This window comes from Cytobacillus sp. C11.1, from assembly GCF_058145115.1.
Map to the genome: position 1 here is coordinate 1,322,462 of NZ_CM176935.1, position 19,433 is coordinate 1,341,894.

The following is a 19,433-nucleotide window of genomic DNA, read 5'->3' on the forward strand; positions in this document are numbered from 1 at the left end:
GGGCTCATTATAAAACTCTGTTTGCCTTTGCCGTTATTATGATAGTATCTATATAAACGAAATTAGAGTTTTGTAAAAGAAGGTGAGTCCATTTGTTAGCCATTGGTGTTGTCGGTTCGCAGCAGTTTATAGATGAGATCAGCAAGTTTTATGATCATTATCCTGCATATAAATTGATTTCCTATACATACGCTTCCCCGAAAGAGTTAAACGCACTGATTGAGCGGGCGGTAAAGGAATGCCATTTTTTGCTGTTTTCGGGTATCATTCCTTATCACAATGCCAAGAAGCTGTTAGATCGTTATCCGATCGGGTCCAGTTATCTTTCTTTTAACGAAAATATGGTAGCGTTATCACTGCTGTCTATTCATTACCACCATTCTTTTAAGCTGGGAGAGGTATCGATTGATTTGCCGGGGAGAAGATTTCTTGAAGGAGTCTTGAATGAAACAGGGATTACAGAGCGTGTTAGCCATGTAAAGGAGTATCCGTGGATATACGATTTTCAGGAGGAAAGGGAAATATCAATCGATGAATTCGTGGAATTTCATTCTGACTTATACGAGCAAGGGAAAACAGCTTTTGCCCTAACGAGTATTCATGCTGTATTTGATCAGCTTCAGGAGATAGGGATTCCTTCCATGTTTATGATTCAGTCGGTTCCTACGTTAAAGGAAGGCCTGGAGAAGGCCACGACCCTTGCTGAGTTGAATCAATCCAAAAATTCGCAGGTTGCAGCCGTTTGTTTTAAAAGCAATAGAATTAATCAAATTGAACTGTTTGCAAAGGCTTTGCAAGCGAAGATGACTTCAAGTGATTCAGGCTTACAGCTGGTTCTTTCGAATCGGGGAGTGCTGCAGACGCTGATCCTGAATCAAAAGCTCGATGGTTTGTTAACCGGCATTCGAAGCGATTGTGAAAAAACAGCAGTTGGAATTGGGTATGGATACACTGTGAAAGAGGCGGAATCTCACTCTATCACTGCATTGGACTTTGCGGAAAAGAAGCCCGGTGAACAACCTGCAGTCTATATAGTGGATGAGGAGAAAAAGCTGACAGGTCCTTTATTCCATAATGAGGAGCAATATTCTCTGAAAAATGAAGACCCAGTAGTGAAGAAGTTAAGTGCCGAGTTGAAAATGAGCAGCAGAAACATTTCCAGGTTTATTAATTTTCTGGAGGTAAGTGATTTCAGGCCTTTTTCAGCACAGGAGCTTGCCGATTATTTCAGCATCAGCAGAAGGTCAGCAGAAAGAATGGTTAAAAAGCTTCTGGAACAGCAATTACTGCAGGTATCTGGAGAGGAACAGCCTTATGATCAGGGGCGTCCGCGTTCGCTTTATCAAGCAGGCTCTATGTTAAAAGGGCTGAGTGAGGCTTAAAATGCCTCTTGACCATTGCTGAATTTTCAGTATATTATAAAACATAACCAATTAACGACACCTTAACGACAATTAAAAATTCTATGTAAGGACTGATTTTATGAAAATAGTAAAAGCTGAAATCTTTGGGATTCATCTGCCTCTAAAAGAGCCGTTTATTATCTCTTATGCCAGTTTCGATTATATGCCATCGGTTATCGTTCGGCTTGAAGCAGATAACGGGTTAACGGGATATGGAGAAGCTGTTCCTGATGAACATGTGACAGGGGAATCCTTTCACAGCACCATATCTGTACTAAAGCACAACCTTTTACCTGCCATTATTGGAGCTTCTCCTATTAACATGGAAAAACTTCATCAGCAGATGAACGGGCTGATAAGCTCCAATCCCTCTGCAAAAGCAGCTGTGGACATTGCGTGCTATGACCTTTTGGGAAAATATAAGCAAGAGCCGGTCTACAACTTGCTCGGCGGGCAATACCATGACACTCTTACCTATCCAAAGGTGCTGAGCATTGAAGAGCCAGCCTTGATGGCCAAAAAGGCTAAAGCGGCTATTGAGCAGGGCTATCAGTCTTTGAAACTGAAAGTCGGCACAAATTCTCTGGAAGACTGCAAACGGATAGCGCATGTCCGTGAGCAGGTTGGCATGGAAGTTCCCATCAGGGTGGATGTAAACCAGGGCTGGAGAAATGTCTCTACTGCATTGCAGGCTATGAAGCTGCTGGAGCCTCTCAATATCTCATGGCTTGAACAGCCGATTAAGATGGGGGATATTCACGGCCTCGGCGAAATCAGGCAAAAAACGAGCACGCCTTTGATGGCAGATGAAAGCATTCATTCCGGGGAGGATTTAGTGGAGATTATCCGGAATGGGGCCGCAGATAAAATTAACATTAAGCTCATGAAATCCGGCGGTATTTATCCGGCTGTCCATATAGCAAAAGCAGCTGAATACGCAGGAATCGAATGCCAGATTGGTTCGATGGTAGAGTCTTCAATCGGTTCTGCAGCAGGCTATCATGTGGCCATCTCGAGAAAAAATATTATCAGCACGGAGCTTACAGGACCGCTGCTATTCAGCAAAGATATTGGGGACTTGAGATATGAGATTCCATTTGTTCATTTAAGTGATAAGCCGGGACTTGGTGTTGAGGTTAACGAGGATATTTTAAAAGAGCTGACCATTCAATACGATTCGATTGAAAAAGGATAAGGAGGAATAGGGATGAAAGTGGAATCGCCCCAGCAGGAGGTTGTGGCTGAAAAGAAAAGAAAAATTCCTCATACGTATGCCATCATTTTCGCCATTATTGTTTTAGCTGCCATTGCTACCTATATTTTACCTGCAGGCCAATTTGAAAGAATTGAGCAGGATGGAAGAACCATTGTGGTTCAAGACAGCTACCAGGTCGTTGAATCGAACCCGATTAGTTTTTTTGAATTGTTTAAGGCAATTCCAGAGGGGATGGCCAAAGGGTCTACCATTATTTTTTATATTTTCTTGGTAGGTGGAGCCTTTGGGATTATTCGTGAAACCGGAACAATTGAAGCCGGGATTCATAAGGCCGTAAGGAAATTGGAGAAGCGGGAAAAGCTGCTCATTCCGATCACGATGATTATTTTTTCAATTGCCGGAGCTACAACCGGAATGGCAGAAGAGAGTATTATCTTTGTGCCGATTGGAATTGCGATTGCAAGGGCGATGGGATATGATGCCATCACCGGGACGGCCATGATCAGCATCGGGGCAGCCAGCGGTTTTATCGGCGGAATGATGAATCCGTTTACGGTTGGGGTTGCTCAGTCCATCGCAGAAGTACCGCTCTTCAGCGGAATTGGCTTCCGGTTCGCTATTTATATTTTTGTTCTTTCACTAGCCATATTTTACGTGATGAGATATGCGTCCAAAGTAAAGAAAAATCCGGAAAAAAGCGTGATGTACGATATTGAATTAAAGGAAAAAGAAAAGCGCAGGGATTTGCCTGAAGGCCAATTTCAAGAATTCTCCCTTCGCCACGCCCTTGTTCTCCTGATTATTGCAGGCGGACTTGCTTTTAATATGTATGGTGTTTTTGAATGGGGCTGGTATTTAACCGAGCTGACCGCCTCTTTCATTATTATCGGTTTTGCTTCTGGCCTTGTTGGCGGCATTGGAATCAACCGTTTGTTTGACTCCTTTGTTGATGGGATGAAGCTGGTTGCATTTGGTGCACTTATCGTTGGTTTCGCCCGCGCCATTTTAGTTGTCATGGAAAACGGCGTGATTATTGATACGATGATCAATGGCCTTGCTTCAGTCATTAGTGCCCTGCCAAATACGTTAAATGTTATTGGGATGTTCTTTGTTCAGGTTGTCATCAACTTTTTCATTCCATCCGGAAGCGGGCAAGCCGCTACAACCATGCCGATCATGACCCCGCTTGCCGACCTGCTTGGGATCGAACGTCAGGTCGCGGTGCTGGCCTTCCAATATGGAGATGGAATTACCAACTCCATTATTCCAACATCTGCAGCTCTAATGGGGTATTTGGCAGTTGCCGGAATTCCATATGAGCGCTGGGTGAAGTTCATTTGGAAACTCATTATGGGATGGCTGATTATAGGTTCCATAGCATTAGTTGTGGCTGTATTGGCTGGAGTACAATAGCAGATATTTTGAATGGGAAAGGGAGATGCCAAAGGGCGTCTCCTTATTTTAATCAAACGTTTGATTAAATCAGCGGGAACATTTGTGAATTCGGCAACTAGATCATGAACTTTTGGAAATAGACTGGTAAAACCCGCGAATTAAGAAAATAGCAGTAGGTCTGGCTTGCATTTATCTAAATATTTTAAATTAAAATACAAAATATTTGTTACACTAATAATTAATTAGTAAACTGAGTGGTAAAGGAGGGATTATATTGTTATTAGAAAAAATGCCTAATGTGGAGCTTGTTAGCCTGGATGGAAAGCAAGTTTCCATTCAAGATTACCTCGGTAAAAACACGCTTATTTTCATGTGGTCTTCCTGGTGACGATGCAGGGAACAGCTGTCAGGCTGGCAGCAATTTTTTGAAGAAAATAAAGATGAGGATTTCGAACTCTTGTCTGTTTCAGTTGATATCCAGGGACCGGAAGTTGTAAAACCTTATGCAAAGGACAAGCCTTTTACAACCTTGATTGATACGGAAAATAAATTGGCCAATTTATTTGGTTTTAAAATCGTACCCAATGGCATCTTTGTTGATAAGGATGGAACCATTCGCCTACTGAAGCAGGGCTTTCAGGTGACCAAAGAAGAACATGTTGAGGCTGTTAAAAAATTGATACACAGAGAAGCTGAAAAAGTTGAGCTGGAAGACCAGTATTTCAATCCTTCCGCAGCACCGAGTGATCTTGAGCAGCAGCTTGCACAAACCAAATACAAGCTTGGAATGGAATATGCGAAGAATGGCAACAAAGACGCTGCCTTAAAGGAACTTGATGAAGCTTTGCTTTTGGATACAGACAACTTCCTGATCCGCAAGCAGCGCTGGTATATCCGCCATCCGGAGAAATTCTCGCCAACAATCGATATAGAATGGCAGCAACAGCAATTAACACAAGAAAAAGCCAGAGAGGCCGAATTAAAAGGCGGACTGGCATGCGGTCCTGAGGGCTGCGAAATACCTGGAACATCCAAATAGGTACCAGGTACCTCCCGAATTTTGTCGAAAAGGAGTCTGCTGAAGTTTATCTTCAGCAGACTTTTTTGTTTAAAAATAACTTTGTCCCAATACGGTCAAGTTGCAGCATGTGATGCCAGTAATAGCAGGAATTGGGAAAGAAGCCTAGAATTTAAAAAGAATCAGAGATGAAATGAAAGGGGCGGCAGAATTGTATAAGACGATTATTGAACCCAGGATTTCCGAGACGGATGGGGTCGGTCATATTAATAATACGACGGTGCCTGTTTGGTTTGAGGCGGGGCGGAATAAGGTGTTTAAGCTGTTTACGCCTGAGCACACCTTCGAGAACTGGAAATTAATTTTGCTGAAAATGAATGTTGAGTATTTAGCACAAATTTATTTTGGTATGGATGTTGAAGTAAGAAACTGGGTAAAAAGAGTTGGAAATACAAGTTTTGAGCTGTATGAGGAGATTCATCAGGATGGTCATTTATGTGCAAAAGGAACTGTTATATATGTGAATTATAACTTTAAGGCCCAAAGCTCTGAACCGATTCCCGATAGTATAAGAAGTGAGCTGGAGAAGCATTTATATGATGGGGATGAAAGTTTAGGAGATTAGAGCAGGCTTCTAAAATACCAAAAAGGGGTTGTAAGAACTATTCCGCCCTCTCCCGCACCAACCCCTCTTTTAATATGGGTTTCTACTGTATTTCTCTATGTTATTTTCCCAAACCTTTTTAATAGTCTAATTTTTCCGGTTGAATTTATAGCGCTTACATTGTATATTGAATACGTATTCAAAAAGTAGAAATTTCAGAAAGTTGGTGGGTGATTGGAGAGAATAGCTGTGCTTGGGTGCGGCACGATGGGGCATTCGATTGCGCTTAATGCGGCTTGGGCCGGGTTGAGTGTGAAGATGCAGGGCATTAGTGACGCCGACCTTGAACAGGGCTGGACCAATATGCTGAAGAAGCTGGAGGTTATGCTCGATAACGGTATTTTATCCGATGCGGAAGCTGGCCAAATTCAAGAAAACATCAAATTGACCACTTCGGTAGAAGAAGCGGTTCAAGACGCAACTTTCGTGATTGAAGCTGTGCCAGAGAATATTAAATTAAAAATAGAACTATTTAAGCGTCTTGACGCTCTTTGCGCTCCGGATGTCATTCTCGCAAGCAATACGTCAGGCCTCAGTCCAACGGAGATTGCTTCTGAAACGGCACACCCGGAACGGACCGTGGTTACACACTTCTGGAATCCGGCTCATCTAATTCCTCTGGTCGAAGTCGTGCGGGGTGAGAATACGGGCGATGAAGCAGTAGAAAGGTCCTTTCAGCTTTTAAAGCAAATGAAGAAAAAGCCGATTGAAGTGAAAAAAGAGGTTCCCGGTTTCGTTGGCAATCGCCTTCAATATGCCCTATTCCGCGAAGCACAGTATCTTCTGGAGGAAGGCATTGCGAGCAAGGAGGATATTGATGATGCCGTCACTTACGGAATTGGCCGCAGGCTGCCTGTTTCTGGGCCCCTGATGACTGCTGATATGGGCGGACTGGATGTATTCTCAGCCATATCTGATTATCTGTTCCAGCATTTATCCAGTGCAGAGGAATCCTTGCCAATCTTAAAGAAGCTTGTGGCAGAACAGAAGCTTGGCGATAAAACAGGTGAAGGCTATTACAAGTGGGATGAGGCTTTTTCCAAAGAGTACAACCAGAAAAGGGAAGCTGAGCTGATCCGCTTTTTAAAAAAGGATTTAGGAATCCAATCAAACTGATGGAGGAATGTTATGAGGAACTTTCCCGATCTTGAGAATAAATCAGTGATTGTAACGGGAGGAAGCAAGGGAATCGGAAGGGATATCGCCCTTTCCTTTGCCAAAAACGGAGCAAAGGTGGTCATTGTTGGGAGAAACGAAGAGGCTCTCCAGCAGACAACCGATGAGCTGAAAAAAATAAACAGCAACAGCTTTTACGTTTCCGCTGATTTGAACAATGTTGCTGAAATTAAAAGAATGACGGAAGCGGCAGTGGATTATATGGGCTCTCTCGATGTGCTCATCAATAACGCGGGCATTAACCGGGCCAAGCCTGCCATGGAAGTGACAGAAGAGGATTGGGACCTGACGCTCGATACCAACCTTAAAGCAGCCTTTTTCTGCAGCCAGAAAGCAGCCGAATATATGATTCCCAATCAATCCGGCAAGATTGTCAATATTGCTTCCCAGATGGCCTTTGTCGGCTACTATAAACGGGCAGCATATTGTGCAAGCAAGGGTGGAATGGTTCAGCTGACAAAAGCGCTTGCGGTTGAGTGGGCCTCCCATGGCATTAATGTCAATGCAGTGGCTCCAACCTTCATCGAGACGGAACTGACTGCCAGGATGTTCGAGGATAAGGAATTCGAAAAAGAAGTCTACGGCAGGATACCATTGGGAAAGCTGGCTGAGGCTCAGGATGTCTCTGCAGCAACCCTATTCCTTTCTTCCAATCTATCAAAGTTTATAACAGGCGATACGATTAAAGTAGACGGCGGCTGGACAGCCATTTAATTTTTACCGATTTTTGCATACGTATTCAAAAATAAAAAACAGGAGTGATATCAAAATGGCAACTTTCTTAAAACAAGGCAAAAACGATCAAGAGGTACAGGAAGCAGATGTAAAAGTAAGAGAATCGGTAAGTGCGATTCTTAAAAATATCGAAGAAAACGGGGATGCAGAGGTTCGCAAGCTTTCCGAGCAGTTTGACAAGTGGTCACCGGAACAATTCAGATTATCTGAAGAGCAAATCAAGGAAATTGTTGCATCTGTACCTGAACAGACGATCAACGATATCAAGTTTGCGCAGGAACAAATCCGCAATTTCGCTGAACATCAAAAAGCAGCATTGCAGGACATTGAAGTGGAAACATTGCCTGGTGTGTTCCTTGGCCATAAAAATGTTCCGGTAAACAGTGTTGGATGCTATATCCCTGGCGGACGCTATCCAATGGTTGCATCCTCCCATATGAGTGTTTTGACAGCTAAAGTTGCGGGCGTTAAGCGCGTGATTGCCTGCACGCCTCCGATTAAAGGAGAAATCCCTTCTGCGACGGTTGCAGCTATGCATCTTGCCGGCGCTGACGAGATATACCTTCTGGGCGGAATCCAGGCGATGGGCGCAATGGCAATTGGAACAGAAACGATCGAGCCGGTTGATATGCTGGTAGGACCAGGAAATGCGTTTGTTGCGGAAGCGAAGCGCCAGTTATACGGAAGAGTTGGAATCGACCTGTTCGCAGGCCCAACAGAGGTTCTTGTCATTGCGGATGAAACAGCCGATGCTGAAATGATTGCAACAGATCTTTTAGGACAGGCAGAGCATGGACCGAACTCTCCGGCATGTCTGATTACAACTTCAGAGAAATTAGCGAATGAAACAGTAACAGAAATTGAGCGCCAGCTGGAAACATTGCCAACAGCTGATGTTGCAGGCGCGGCATGGAAGGATTACGGTTCCATCATTCTTGTAGACAGCCTGGAAGAAGCAGTGGTGGAAGCGGATAAATTGGCTTACGAGCATGTGGAGGTTTTAACAGAAGATCCGAACTACTTCCTTGAAAACATGACAAACTACGGTGCGCTTTTCCTTGGGCCTGAAACGAATGTAGCATATGGCGATAAAGTAATCGGCACAAACCACACGCTTCCAACGAAGAAGGCAGCTCGCTACACTGGCGGACTATGGGTTGGAAAGTTCCTGAAAACGTGCACATACCAGAGAACGACTCCTGAAGCGAGTGCAAAAATCGGCGAATATGCATCCCGTCTATGTGACCTTGAAGGCTTTAAGGGTCACCAGGCACAGGCCGATCTACGCGTGAAGCGCTACAGCAGCCTCGTGAAGTAAGCGAAATCTGTTATAATTTCTCTGTCTAGATTCAGGCAGGAGGAAAATGCTTTGAAAAATAAAAAAGTTACAGCAGTGGATGTCGCTCGATTGGCTGGCGTTTCGCAATCGAGCGTATCCAGGGCTTTTAGTGAAAATTCAAGTATCTCATTGAAAAAGAAAAAGCTTATTCTGGAGGCTGCCGAACAGCTGGGCTATCAGCCGAATGCGATTGCACGCGGCCTGATCACGAACCAGTCCCGCATCATAGGCGTTGTGATGCGGAATATCCAGAACCCTTTTTATCCGGAAGTCCTTGATATGTTTTACAGCAGGCTGGCAGAAAAAGGGTATAAGGTTATGTTTATCAACTCACAAAATAATGAAATCCAAGAGGACGAAGTAAGCCATTTAATTGAATACAGCGTAGAGGGAGCCATTATCACGGATGCGCTTTTGACCTCTTCGACTGTACAGAAATTCACCCGCAATGGCATCTCGGTCGTCCTGTTTAACCGCTATGTGAACGATTCCTTAAGCAGTGCTGTTGTGTGCGATAACTTTGCTGCCGGGAAAAGGATTGGGCACTACCTACTAGAAAAAGGACATGAAAATCTCGCCTTTATCTCCGGACCGATGAATACATCAACAACAGTTGATCGAAAAAACGGGTTCCAGGAGGCTTTGGCTGAACAGGGCATCTCTTCCTTTTTAACAGAAAACGGTCATTATTCCTATGAAGGAGGATTTGCAGCAGCTCAAAGATTGCTGGAACGTGATAAAAAGATAGATGCCATCTTCTGTGCAAATGATATATCTGCTTTTGGTGCGATGGATTATCTGAAGAAACAGGGAATCCATATTCCCGAGGATATTTCAGTCATAGGCTTTGACAATGTGGCGATGGCAGATTGGTCATCCTATGAATTAACCACCTGGCACCAGCCGATTGATGAAATGGTCGATGATTCAATTAACCTTCTGCTTGAGCATATTACAGGGGATACTGACACCCCTGATATCCAAAGAGTAGAAGGGCATTTGGTAGAAAGAGGATCCGTAATGGATAGAAGGTGATGGAGAGAAGGCAGGGTTTTCGTAAAGTCCTATTTTACATCTTTGAAATTCGATAAATGTCTAGCTCCAGGCGCCATCGGCTCGAGGTCATAAGCCAATCCGTCCAAAAGGTTAAAGAACAACCTTTCAGCCGGCTTGTCTTATGCTTGAGGCCCGCAGGATGCGGGTCATGCAGACGTTGCCACAGGACGTGGCGGTTTTAGTCTGCGTTCCTTTTAAGCGGGCGCCTTACGCTTTTCGGATAGGAGGATTTTATGCTAAGTATGATTGGATTGTTTGGGGGTATTGCACTGCTCATCATTCTGACAATGAGAGGGATGAACCTGCTGCTTGCTGCCCCTCTTGCAGCATTTATTGTTGCAATATTCAGTGGATTACCGATTTTTCCTCAGCTTGCAGGCGAAGGTGAGGTCAATTTTCTAACCAACTATATGAATGGATTTGCCGGATTTATTACGTCCTGGTACCTGATGTTCTTATTTGGTGCGATTTTCGGAAAATTAATGGAGGACAGCGGAGCAGCGGACAGCGTTTCCAAATGGATTATTGACAAAATTGGCATGAAGCGTGCAGCATTAGCTGTTGTTATTGCCTGTGCGGTCTTAACTTATGGCGGCGTGAGTTTGTTTGTCGTGGCGTTCTCCGTCTATCCAATGGCATTGAGCCTATTTAAGGAAGCCAACCTGCCAAGACGGTTTATACCGGCAGCTCTTGCCTTCGGTTCCACTACTTTTACGATGACATCAGCTGGTTCTCCGGAAATCCAGAACTGGATTCCGATTGAGTTCCTGGGAACTTCCCCGTACGCAGCATGGGAAGTCAGCTTGATTGTCGCTGTTTTCATGATGGCATTTGGTTATTGGTGGCTAAAGAAAATGATCAATAAGGCTATCCGCAATGGTGAAAAATTTGAGGCAAGGGAAACCGATTCTACCGTGGTCCGCGAAAACTTGCCAAGCCCGATGTTAAGCATGATTCCATTGCTGGTGGTTCTTATCATCTCATTTATTTTCCATGATTCATTGGCACAGTCAGCCCTGATCATTGCGTTGTTAAGCGGCTGCTTTGCTACCTATTTTCTTAACCGGAAATACTTTGCAAATGTATGGGGAGCTGTATCGGAAGGAACGATTGGAGCCTTAATCGCAATTGCCAATACATCGGCGGTTGTCGGCTTTGGCGGTGTAGCTAAAGCGACTCCTGCCTTTGCAAGTGCAGTTGATGTAATGACAGGCATTCCGGGAAGTCCATTAATCGGCGGAGCTCTTGCGGTCGCTGTCATTGCAGGACTGACTGGATCTGCTTCCGGCGGACAATCGATTGCCCTGCCGCTCCTTGCACCCCATTATCTTGATATGGGTGTTAATGCAAACGAGCTTCACCGAGTGGTGGCGATCTCTTCAGGATCGATTGATTCCCTGCCGCATGGCGGATACGTTGTTACCACGATTCGTGCAATTGCCGGTGAGTCCCATAAGGATGCATACCCTGCATTTGGTGCACTGACGGTTATTGTGCCGATCCTTGGTGTTATTTTAGCCGTTGTGTTGTTCTCGATTTTCTAAAAAAGCTTTGCAGAAAGACAGAGGGGAAGTGCTCTCTGTCTTTCTTTTTAGTTGTGTATGAGGCTCTTGTAAAAAAATACTCTTTATAATGTGGCCTGTTGATTTCCGCTCCAGGCACTCGCTTTCCGCGGGCGGTCCGGGAGCCTCCTCGGCGCATTCGCGCCTGCGGGGTCTCCCTTTGACTCGCACTCCCGCAGGAGTCTCGTGCCTTCCGCTCCAATCAACAGGGTGCAAAAATATGTCTAAACATAATCCTGTCAATACCCGCCAGTTTTTGCCGCTCCTAAATAGTGTTATAATTTAGAAAATTAAGACTCACGGAGGGATCCGACATGCCTCAAGCTGTATCTGAAAAGATTCATGAACTACATAGTGATGAACTCTTCCATGTGAAAAATTGGATGACGCCCAGTCCTTATTGTATTCAGCCGGGTCAAACTTTGCAGGAAGCTTCAAAAATGATGGTGCAGCTCCGCCTGGATAGCTTGCCTGTTGTAGATGAAACCAATCGTTTGGTTGGGATGATTACGTCGCGAAAGCTGCTCAACTATTTTGCGCAGGGCAATCGGGGAGACGATCTTATTGGCAGCATTCCGAAATCGAATCTGCCTGCTGTCCGGCCGGATGATTCCCTTCTGGATGTATTTTCGCTTCCGTATGATCAGCTGCCGGTCATGGGGGAGGATGGGAAACTGCTTGGCATCCTGACCACTAGGGATATCCTTGATGGGCTTTCCAAGTATATTTACAAGCTCAAGCAGCAGCATAATTCTGCCGGTGCTCTTGGTGCCATTTTGGAAAGTGCCTATGAGGGAATAGCGGTTGTCGATGAAAATGGTATCCTCCAGGAGTTCAATGAGGCGTATAGCCGTTTTACCGGAATCAAACGGGAGGATGCGATTGGCAGGCATGTGACTGAAGTTATTGATAACACTCATCTGCATGAGACTGTGAAAACCGGGGCTGCGGAACGCGGGGTGCTTCAAAACATTCAAGGCCATGACATGGTGGTGCACCGGATTCCGATCTGGAAGGAAGGCCGAATTGTGGGCGCCATCGGGATGCTGATTTTTGAAGGGGTAACCGAGGTTTATAAGATCTATGAGAAGCTTCAGGAAAATCAAACGCCAAAACCGGATTTGTTAACAAAGAAAAAGGAAAGTGACAGCCGAATTACTCTTGATCAAATCATTGGGACAAGCGAGGGGATCACGGAGGTTAAGCGGCTGGCACGAAAAGCGGCAAGAACCGCAGCTACGGTCCTGATCACCGGGGAAAGCGGAACAGGAAAAGAGATGTTCGCCAAAAGCATTCATCATTTAAGCCCATTTTCGACCGGGCCGTTTATTAGTGTCAACTGTGGGGCCATTCCTGAGCATTTATTCGAGTCCGAGCTGTTTGGGTATGAAGAAGGGGCGTTTACCGGTGCGAAAAAAGGCGGTAAGCCGGGGAAATTTGAATTGGCTGATAACGGCACGATTTTTCTGGATGAAATTGGGGAAATGCCGCTCGTCATGCAAACGAAACTTCTGCGGGTCCTTCAGGAAAAGGAAGCAGAACGGGTTGGCAGTGTAAAAAAATATCAAATCAATGTCAGAGTCATTGCGGCGACAAACCGAGACCTCAAACAAATGATCGAAAACGGAGAATTCCGGGAGGACTTATACTACCGGCTTAACATCATTCAGCTCCACATCCCGCCGCTGCGCGAACGAAAAAAGGATATCCCGGTCCTGCTGGTCCATTATTTGAGAGAAATCTGTGAACGGTACCAGGTACCTGGAAAACTATTTACATCTGAGGCAGTGAACGCTTTTGTGCAGCATCCGTGGAGAGGGAATATTCGGGAGATGGTGAATACAGTTGAGCAGCTGGTGACGCTGGTGGATGGGAAGGTCATTGATTATCATCATTTGCCGGGGATGCTGAAAAGGGCGGAGCCTGCTATTAAAAAAGTGAAAGAGACCCCATCAGCTGTCGGATCCATAGAAGAAGCCAGGTTTCTCGGGAACCAAAGAGAATCAGAATTAATTCTTGATGCCTTAAGAAAAGCGGGCGGGAATAAATCGCAGGCAGCCGATTTGCTGGGGATCCACCGGACTACTCTTTACCAAAAGCTGAAAAAGCATGGGATTTCTTGAATATAGTGTAGGGGATCCGCTACACAAAATCTACAACTGTAGTGTAGTGACTACACTAGCAAAATACAAAAACCCTGATTTTAATAGGTTTTCAAAGTTGGCACGCTCCTTGCAAGTATAGTAGTAACAGAACAAAAGGGGTGGAATGCTCAATGGAGAAACCAGCAGTTTTCCGGGTGCCGGAAGCGATTTTTTATGGTAGAGGCTCTTTTGAAAAGGTTGGAGTTGAAGCGGCACTTAGAGGGAAAAAGGCATTAATTATCAGTGATAAAATTATGGATCAGCTTGGATATGTAAGTGAATGCAGAACTTATCTTCAAGAAGAAGGTGTTCAAAGCGAGGTTTATCTTGGGGTAGCTTCTGAACCGACAGATGAGTATGTAGCAGAAGCATTGGCGCTTTTCCAAAAAGAAAAGTGCGACCTAGTCATTTCAGTTGGCGGCGGAAGCTGTATCGACACGGCAAAGGCGATAGCGGTTCTGGTAACCAATGGCGGTTTTATTGGAGATTATATGGGAGGGAAGAAGCTGGCCCAGCATGCGTCTGTTCCTCACATTGCTATACCAACAACAGCGGGTACAGGCTCAGAGGCAACCGATGTAACGGTCATCACCAACTCATCCAATGATGTGAAAATGATGATCAAGCAGCCTGCTTTTATGCCAAGTGTAGCGATTGTCGATCCGCTGCTGACGGTATCTTCACCGAAGAATGTTACTTCAGCAACAGGGGTGGACGCACTAAGCCATGCGGTCGAAGCTTATCTTTCCAAAAAAGCTCATCCGATGACAGACACAATGGCGATATCGGCTATGAAGCTGATCGTGGAAAATATTTTAACCGCTTACAATGAAGGAGACAATGTCGATGCCCGTGAGGCGATGAGCCTTGGATCTCTTCAGGCTGGAATGGCGTTTTCAAATGCTTCTGTATGCCTTGTGCATGGCATGAGCCGTCCAATTGGCGCCTTATTCCACGTACCGCATGGAATCTCAAATGCGATGCTTTTGCCGGCCGTTTTGGAATTCAGCCAGGAAGCATGTGTGGATCGGCTAGCTGATATCGGCAGAATTTTTCAGCCTGACAATGAAAGCCTTTCCAACGAGGAAGCGGCTGAGATCGCCGTTCAGTCTGTTAAAGATTTGTGTCTGAAACTAAATATTCCTAACTTAAGAGGATGGGGAATTGATCAAGAAGCGTTTAAGACGGCTGTTGAAAAAATGGCAACAGACGCAATTGACAGCGGCAGCCCCGGCAACAACCCAAGAGTGCCAACCCAAAGCGAACTGGAAGAGCTCTATCATGTTTGCTATGATTATCAATTTTCCTCTGAAACAGAGAAAGTCTAACAGGGGACGGGGGAAATAACAGATGATCGGAATGCTTGGGTTAATCGCTTCACTGCTTCTATTAATGTATCTGACTATGAAAGGCATAAATATTATTATTGCTGCCATCATTAGTGCGGTTGTGGTGGCTCTGACAGGGGGATTAAACCTTGAGACTGCCCTGACAGAGCACTATATGACAGGCTTTACAAAGTACTTTTATTCCTGGTTCCTAATCTTTTTACTGGGAGCGATTTTCGGAAAAATTATGCAGGTGACCAAAGCGGCTGATAGTATTGCGAATTGGGTGAAGGATACGCTTGGCCCATCAAGAGCAGTATTTGCCGTTGTGGCTGCAGCAGCGATTATGACATATGGCGGCGTCAGCTTGTTTGTGGTAGGCTTTGCCGTTTATCCAATTGCTGTTTCCTTATTTAGGGTGGCGAATCTGCCGCACCGATTTATCCCTGCAGCATTAGTGTTTGGATCAATATCCTTTACCATGACAGCTCCGGGCTCACCGGAAATTCAAAACCTGATTCCGACTGAATTTTTCGGAACAAAGCCGACTGCCGGCGGAATAATCGGGGTGTTAATGGCACTCTTGATCATGGTTGTGGGCGGGCTGCTTCTCAGCAGGATGGTGAAAAAGGCTGTGCAAAATGGAGAGGTATTCTCCCTGCCAAATCAGCCGTCAAGTGCAGCCAATGAATCGGCTGCAGCTCTTGAGGCAGAACTGGCCATGCAAAGACCAGACGCTGCTCCTGTTGGGAAAGACTATCCGCATGTGATTATGGCGATATTGCCGTTAGCGGCGGTTATTGCGATTTTAAACACAGCCGCCAATTTTACTTCTTCAACTGCAGCGGCGCTGATTTCCTTGTCGAGCGGAATCATTCTGGCATGTGTATTGATGATTAAATATTTGGTTGGATTCTGGGAAGCACTTGCAAAGGGTGCGCAGGATGCTTTAGTAGCCGCCGCCAATACCTGTGCGGTTGTAGGGTTTGGCAGTGTTGCTGCACAAGTAGCAGCATTTGGAACCTTTGTAGATGCTTTGGTCAATATCCCGGGACCTCCGCTTATGGGACTGGCCATTGCCGTCACCCTGATTTGCGGTATCACCGGATCGGCTTCAGGCGGATTGGGAATTGCGCTTCCTATTTTGGCGCCAATGTATATGGCTCAAGGCTTGGATCCTGGTGCGATGCACCGAATCTCAGCTCTGGCTTCAGGCGGGTTGGATTCACTTCCGCATAACGGATACGTCGTTACCACGATTCGGGCAATTTGTGGAGAAACCCATAAACGATCATACTGGCCAATTTTTATACTAAGTGTAGTAATGCCAACGGCTGTATTAATCCTGGCCGTGATCTTATATTCCATTTTTTAAAAATCCAGTTTTAGGTGATTTATAGATTTCTAATTTTGAAAGGGGATTTTACTTATGACAACGACAACAACAAAGGTATTAAAAAACTTCATTAACGGTGAATGGGTAGATGCAAAAACAGATAAATTCGAAGCAGTGCCAAACCCGGCAACTGGTGAAGAATTGGCACGTACACCGATTTCAACACGTGAAGATGTGGATGCAGCCGTTCAGGCAGCAAAAGAAGCTTTTAAAACCTGGAGCAAAACGCCGGTTCCAAAGAGAGCAAGAATTCTATTTAAATATCAGCAGTTATTAGTAGATAACTGGGACGAGCTGGCGAAATTAATTACTCAGGAAAACGGCAAAAATTATAAAGAAGCGTATGGCGAGGTTCAGCGCGGAATTGAATGTGTGGAATTTGCAGCAGGAGCTCCATCCCTTATGATGGGCAAGCAGCTTCCGGACATTGCGACCAATATTGAATCAGGCATGTACCGTTACCCTGTTGGCGTCATTGGCGGGATCACGCCTTTCAACTTCCCGATGATGGTTCCTTGCTGGATGTTCCCGCTTGCGATTGCGTGCGGAAACACATTTGTATTAAAGCCATCTGAAAGAACACCAATCCTGGCTAACCGCCTGGCAGAGCTTTTCACAGAAGCAGGACTTCCAGCTGGCGTGTTCAATATCGTTCACGGTGCACATGATGTTGTAAACAGCCTGATTGATCATAAGGATGTACCGGCGATTTCATTCGTTGGATCCCAGCCGGTTGCCGAGTATATCTACAAATCAGCAACAGCAAAGGGCAAACGTGTTCAGGCGCTTGCTGGTGCAAAGAACCACTCCATTGTTTTACCGGATGCTGATATGGATATCGCTGTTAAGGAAATTATCGCGGCTGCTTACGGTTCAGCAGGAGAAAGATGTATGGCTTGCTCCGTCGTTGTAGCAGTAGATTCGATTGCTGATGAGCTTGTTGCGAAATTGAATGAGCAGGCAAACCAGCTGACAATCGGAAATGGATTGGACGAAGATGTATTCCTGGGGCCAGTCATCCGACAGGAAAATAAAGAACGCACAAGCAGCTATATTGAAATTGGTGAAAAAGAAGGAGCTTCACTTGTCAGAGATGGCCGCAAAGACGAAGCTTACCATGAAAATGGATACTTCATTGGACCAACTATCTTTGACAATGTTGACCCATCCATGAAAATCTGGAAAGAAGAAATCTTCGCACCGGTCCTTTCTGTTGTGCGCGTGAAAAACCTTGAAGAAGCAATCGAGCTTACAAACAAATCAGACTTCGGAAATGGTGCATGCCTATTCACTGACAGCGGAAGCAGCGTCCGCTACTTCAGAGAAAACATCGAAGTCGGCATGCTCGGCGTCAACATCGGCGTGCCAGCGCCAATGGCCTTCTTCCCATTCTCCGGCTGGAAAAACTCCTTCTACGGAGACCTCCATGCCAACGGAACAGACGGCGTAGAGTTTTATACAAGAAGAAAGATGCTGACTGCTCGCTGGTAATACTGTGAGTACCAGGTACCACCCGAATTTTGTCGAAAGAGAAGTGTTGACGCACTTCTCTTTTTTTCGTTTAAGTTAGGATTATTGGCCCGATTTTTACCATGTGCATGTGGTATATCTCATCCTTTTGTCTGATGGTTGTACTTTTGCAATGTGTGTTGCATAAATGCAATTCCCTTAAGAACGCCTGTACACTAGCATTTTAACCTATAAATAAATCTGAATATTTTAAATATATTGTATTTTTGCAACACTGATGTATCCAAAATCCAATTATTACAAGTTTTTATTATTGGCATGGTACTTGCATTCATTAAGGATAGCCTAAAATTTTATATGGAGAAAGGGGATTTTTTTATGAAAGGCAAAGTTTCAGTAATGGTTGAACCGATGAAGATGGAGTTTCGCGAGTTTGATTTGCCTGAGCCGGAAAAGGGAGCGGTTCTGCTGCGTGTAACTCGTACGAATGTATGCGGATCTGAATTACATATTTGGCGCGGGGAACATCCAACCAAGAAAAAAGGCGTTTTGGGCCATGAAATGGTTGGGGTTGTCGATAAGCTTGGTGAGGGTGTCACAACAGACTATGCGGGCCGCCCGATTAAAGAGGGGGACCGTATTGCAACGGTATACTACAGAACTTGCCGCAAGTGCAGTATGTGCTTAAAAGGTCATTTGCACCTTTGTGAGAACGCTTACAGCTTCTGGAATAAAGATCCGGAGGAAGCACCGCATTTTCATGGAACATTTTCTTCTCATTATTATATTCACCCTGATATGTACTTTTATAAAGTTCCTGACAATGTTCCTGATATTGCGGCAGCCAGTGCAAACTGTGCGTTATCACAGGTATATTTTGGCCTTGATAAAGCAGGCATTACGTATGGTGACACGATTGTCATTCAAGGAGCAGGCGGCTTAGGGCTAAATGCGACTGCAGTAGCGAAGGAAAAAGGAGCTACGGTCATTATCATTGATGCAGTCGAATCCAGACTTGAAATGGCCAAGAAATTCGGTGCTGACCATACCATTAGCATTTCAGAGTACGATACAACCGAAAAGCGGGCAGCAGCCGTTCGAGAGCTTACAGATGGGCTGGGCGCTGACATCGGGATCGAGTTGAGCGGTGTTCCATCTGCTTTCCTTGAAGGAATCCATCTGGTGCGAAGCGGCGGGAAGTATGTGTCGATTGGGAATGTATCCCCTGGTAAGTTCGCAGACTTTGATCCTGGCTTGCTGACACGTAAATCGATTGAAATAAAACCAATTGTCCGTTACGACCCTTGGTATTTGGATAAGGCCCTTCAGTTCCTTTCAAAAAATATCGATAAATATCCATTTGCCAATATGATTGACGGTGATTTTGAATTTGACAATATCCAGGAAGCACTTGATAAATCTGCTTCAAGAGAAGTAACACGTGCTTCGATCGTGCTGCCGGTTGGGGTAGCTGCGGAAAAGTAAGAGAGTAATAAAATTCTAAAGTTACGAAAAAGAGCTTATTAAAGGA

The 19,433-nt window shown here is 45.1% G+C and carries 16 protein-coding genes; all 16 read left to right on the forward strand.

The genetic code is table 11. The annotated features are described in order from the left end of the window. Positions 1–92: 92 nt before the first annotated feature. Entirely contained in the window at positions 93–1,382 is a 1,290-nt protein-coding gene (locus tag AC3ZVC_RS06545; protein ID WP_490067277.1) for a hypothetical protein, read from the forward strand. Positions 1,383–1,482: 100 nt separating this feature from the next. Further along, entirely contained in the window at positions 1,483–2,598 is a 1,116-nt protein-coding gene (locus tag AC3ZVC_RS06550) for a mandelate racemase/muconate lactonizing enzyme family protein (protein WP_490067279.1), read from the forward strand. Between the two features lie 12 nt (positions 2,599–2,610). Beyond that, entirely contained in the window at positions 2,611–4,032 is a 1,422-nt protein-coding gene (locus AC3ZVC_RS06555) for a YfcC family protein (RefSeq protein ID WP_490067280.1), read from the forward strand. A gap of 256 nt (positions 4,033–4,288) precedes the next feature. Further along, positions 4,289–4,402: a TlpA family protein disulfide reductase gene (locus AC3ZVC_RS06560; RefSeq protein ID WP_490067282.1), complete on the forward strand. Its 114-nt coding sequence runs from the start codon at positions 4,289–4,291 to the stop codon at positions 4,400–4,402. A gap of 15 nt (positions 4,403–4,417) precedes the next feature. After that, positions 4,418–5,053 (forward strand): peroxiredoxin family protein, encoded by a 636-nt coding sequence (locus AC3ZVC_RS06565; RefSeq protein ID WP_490068852.1) that lies wholly within the window; start codon positions 4,418–4,420, stop codon positions 5,051–5,053. A gap of 190 nt (positions 5,054–5,243) precedes the next feature. After that, entirely contained in the window at positions 5,244–5,657 is a 414-nt protein-coding gene (locus tag AC3ZVC_RS06570) for an acyl-CoA thioesterase (RefSeq protein ID WP_490067283.1), read from the forward strand. A gap of 213 nt (positions 5,658–5,870) precedes the next feature. Next, positions 5,871–6,812, forward strand: a complete 942-nt coding sequence (locus AC3ZVC_RS06575; RefSeq protein ID WP_490067285.1) for a 3-hydroxyacyl-CoA dehydrogenase family protein — start codon at positions 5,871–5,873, stop codon at positions 6,810–6,812. Between the two features lie 12 nt (positions 6,813–6,824). Beyond that, positions 6,825–7,586, forward strand: a complete 762-nt coding sequence (locus AC3ZVC_RS06580; protein ID WP_490067287.1) for an SDR family NAD(P)-dependent oxidoreductase — start codon at positions 6,825–6,827, stop codon at positions 7,584–7,586. A gap of 55 nt (positions 7,587–7,641) precedes the next feature. Continuing rightward, positions 7,642–8,925: a histidinol dehydrogenase gene (hisD, locus tag AC3ZVC_RS06585; protein ID WP_490067289.1), complete on the forward strand. Its 1,284-nt coding sequence runs from the start codon at positions 7,642–7,644 to the stop codon at positions 8,923–8,925. A 51-nt stretch (positions 8,926–8,976) separates the two neighbouring features. Then, positions 8,977–9,981, forward strand: a complete 1,005-nt coding sequence (locus AC3ZVC_RS06590) for a LacI family DNA-binding transcriptional regulator (RefSeq protein ID WP_490067291.1) — start codon at positions 8,977–8,979, stop codon at positions 9,979–9,981. Between the two features lie 254 nt (positions 9,982–10,235). Beyond that, positions 10,236–11,546 (forward strand): GntP family permease, encoded by a 1,311-nt coding sequence (locus tag AC3ZVC_RS06595; protein ID WP_490067292.1) that lies wholly within the window; start codon positions 10,236–10,238, stop codon positions 11,544–11,546. Between the two features lie 332 nt (positions 11,547–11,878). Beyond that, positions 11,879–13,687 carry a sigma 54-interacting transcriptional regulator gene (locus tag AC3ZVC_RS06600; RefSeq protein WP_490067294.1) on the forward strand — a complete coding sequence of 603 codons (1,809 nt, stop codon included), beginning with the start codon at positions 11,879–11,881 and terminating at the stop codon, positions 13,685–13,687. Positions 13,688–13,839: 152 nt separating this feature from the next. Further along, positions 13,840–15,036 (forward strand): iron-containing alcohol dehydrogenase, encoded by a 1,197-nt coding sequence (locus tag AC3ZVC_RS06605; RefSeq protein WP_490067297.1) that lies wholly within the window; start codon positions 13,840–13,842, stop codon positions 15,034–15,036. A gap of 22 nt (positions 15,037–15,058) precedes the next feature. Continuing rightward, positions 15,059–16,411 carry a GntP family permease gene (locus AC3ZVC_RS06610; RefSeq protein WP_490067300.1) on the forward strand — a complete coding sequence of 451 codons (1,353 nt, stop codon included), beginning with the start codon at positions 15,059–15,061 and terminating at the stop codon, positions 16,409–16,411. 54 nt (positions 16,412–16,465) lie between these two features. Next, positions 16,466–17,923 carry a CoA-acylating methylmalonate-semialdehyde dehydrogenase gene (locus AC3ZVC_RS06615; RefSeq protein ID WP_490067301.1) on the forward strand — a complete coding sequence of 486 codons (1,458 nt, stop codon included), beginning with the start codon at positions 16,466–16,468 and terminating at the stop codon, positions 17,921–17,923. Positions 17,924–18,280: 357 nt separating this feature from the next. Beyond that, the gene (locus AC3ZVC_RS06620) at positions 18,281–19,387 is read left to right on the forward strand and encodes a zinc-binding dehydrogenase (RefSeq protein ID WP_490067302.1); all 1,107 of its coding nucleotides are present in this window, start codon (positions 18,281–18,283) and stop codon (positions 19,385–19,387) included. Positions 19,388–19,433: the final 46 nt, after the last annotated feature.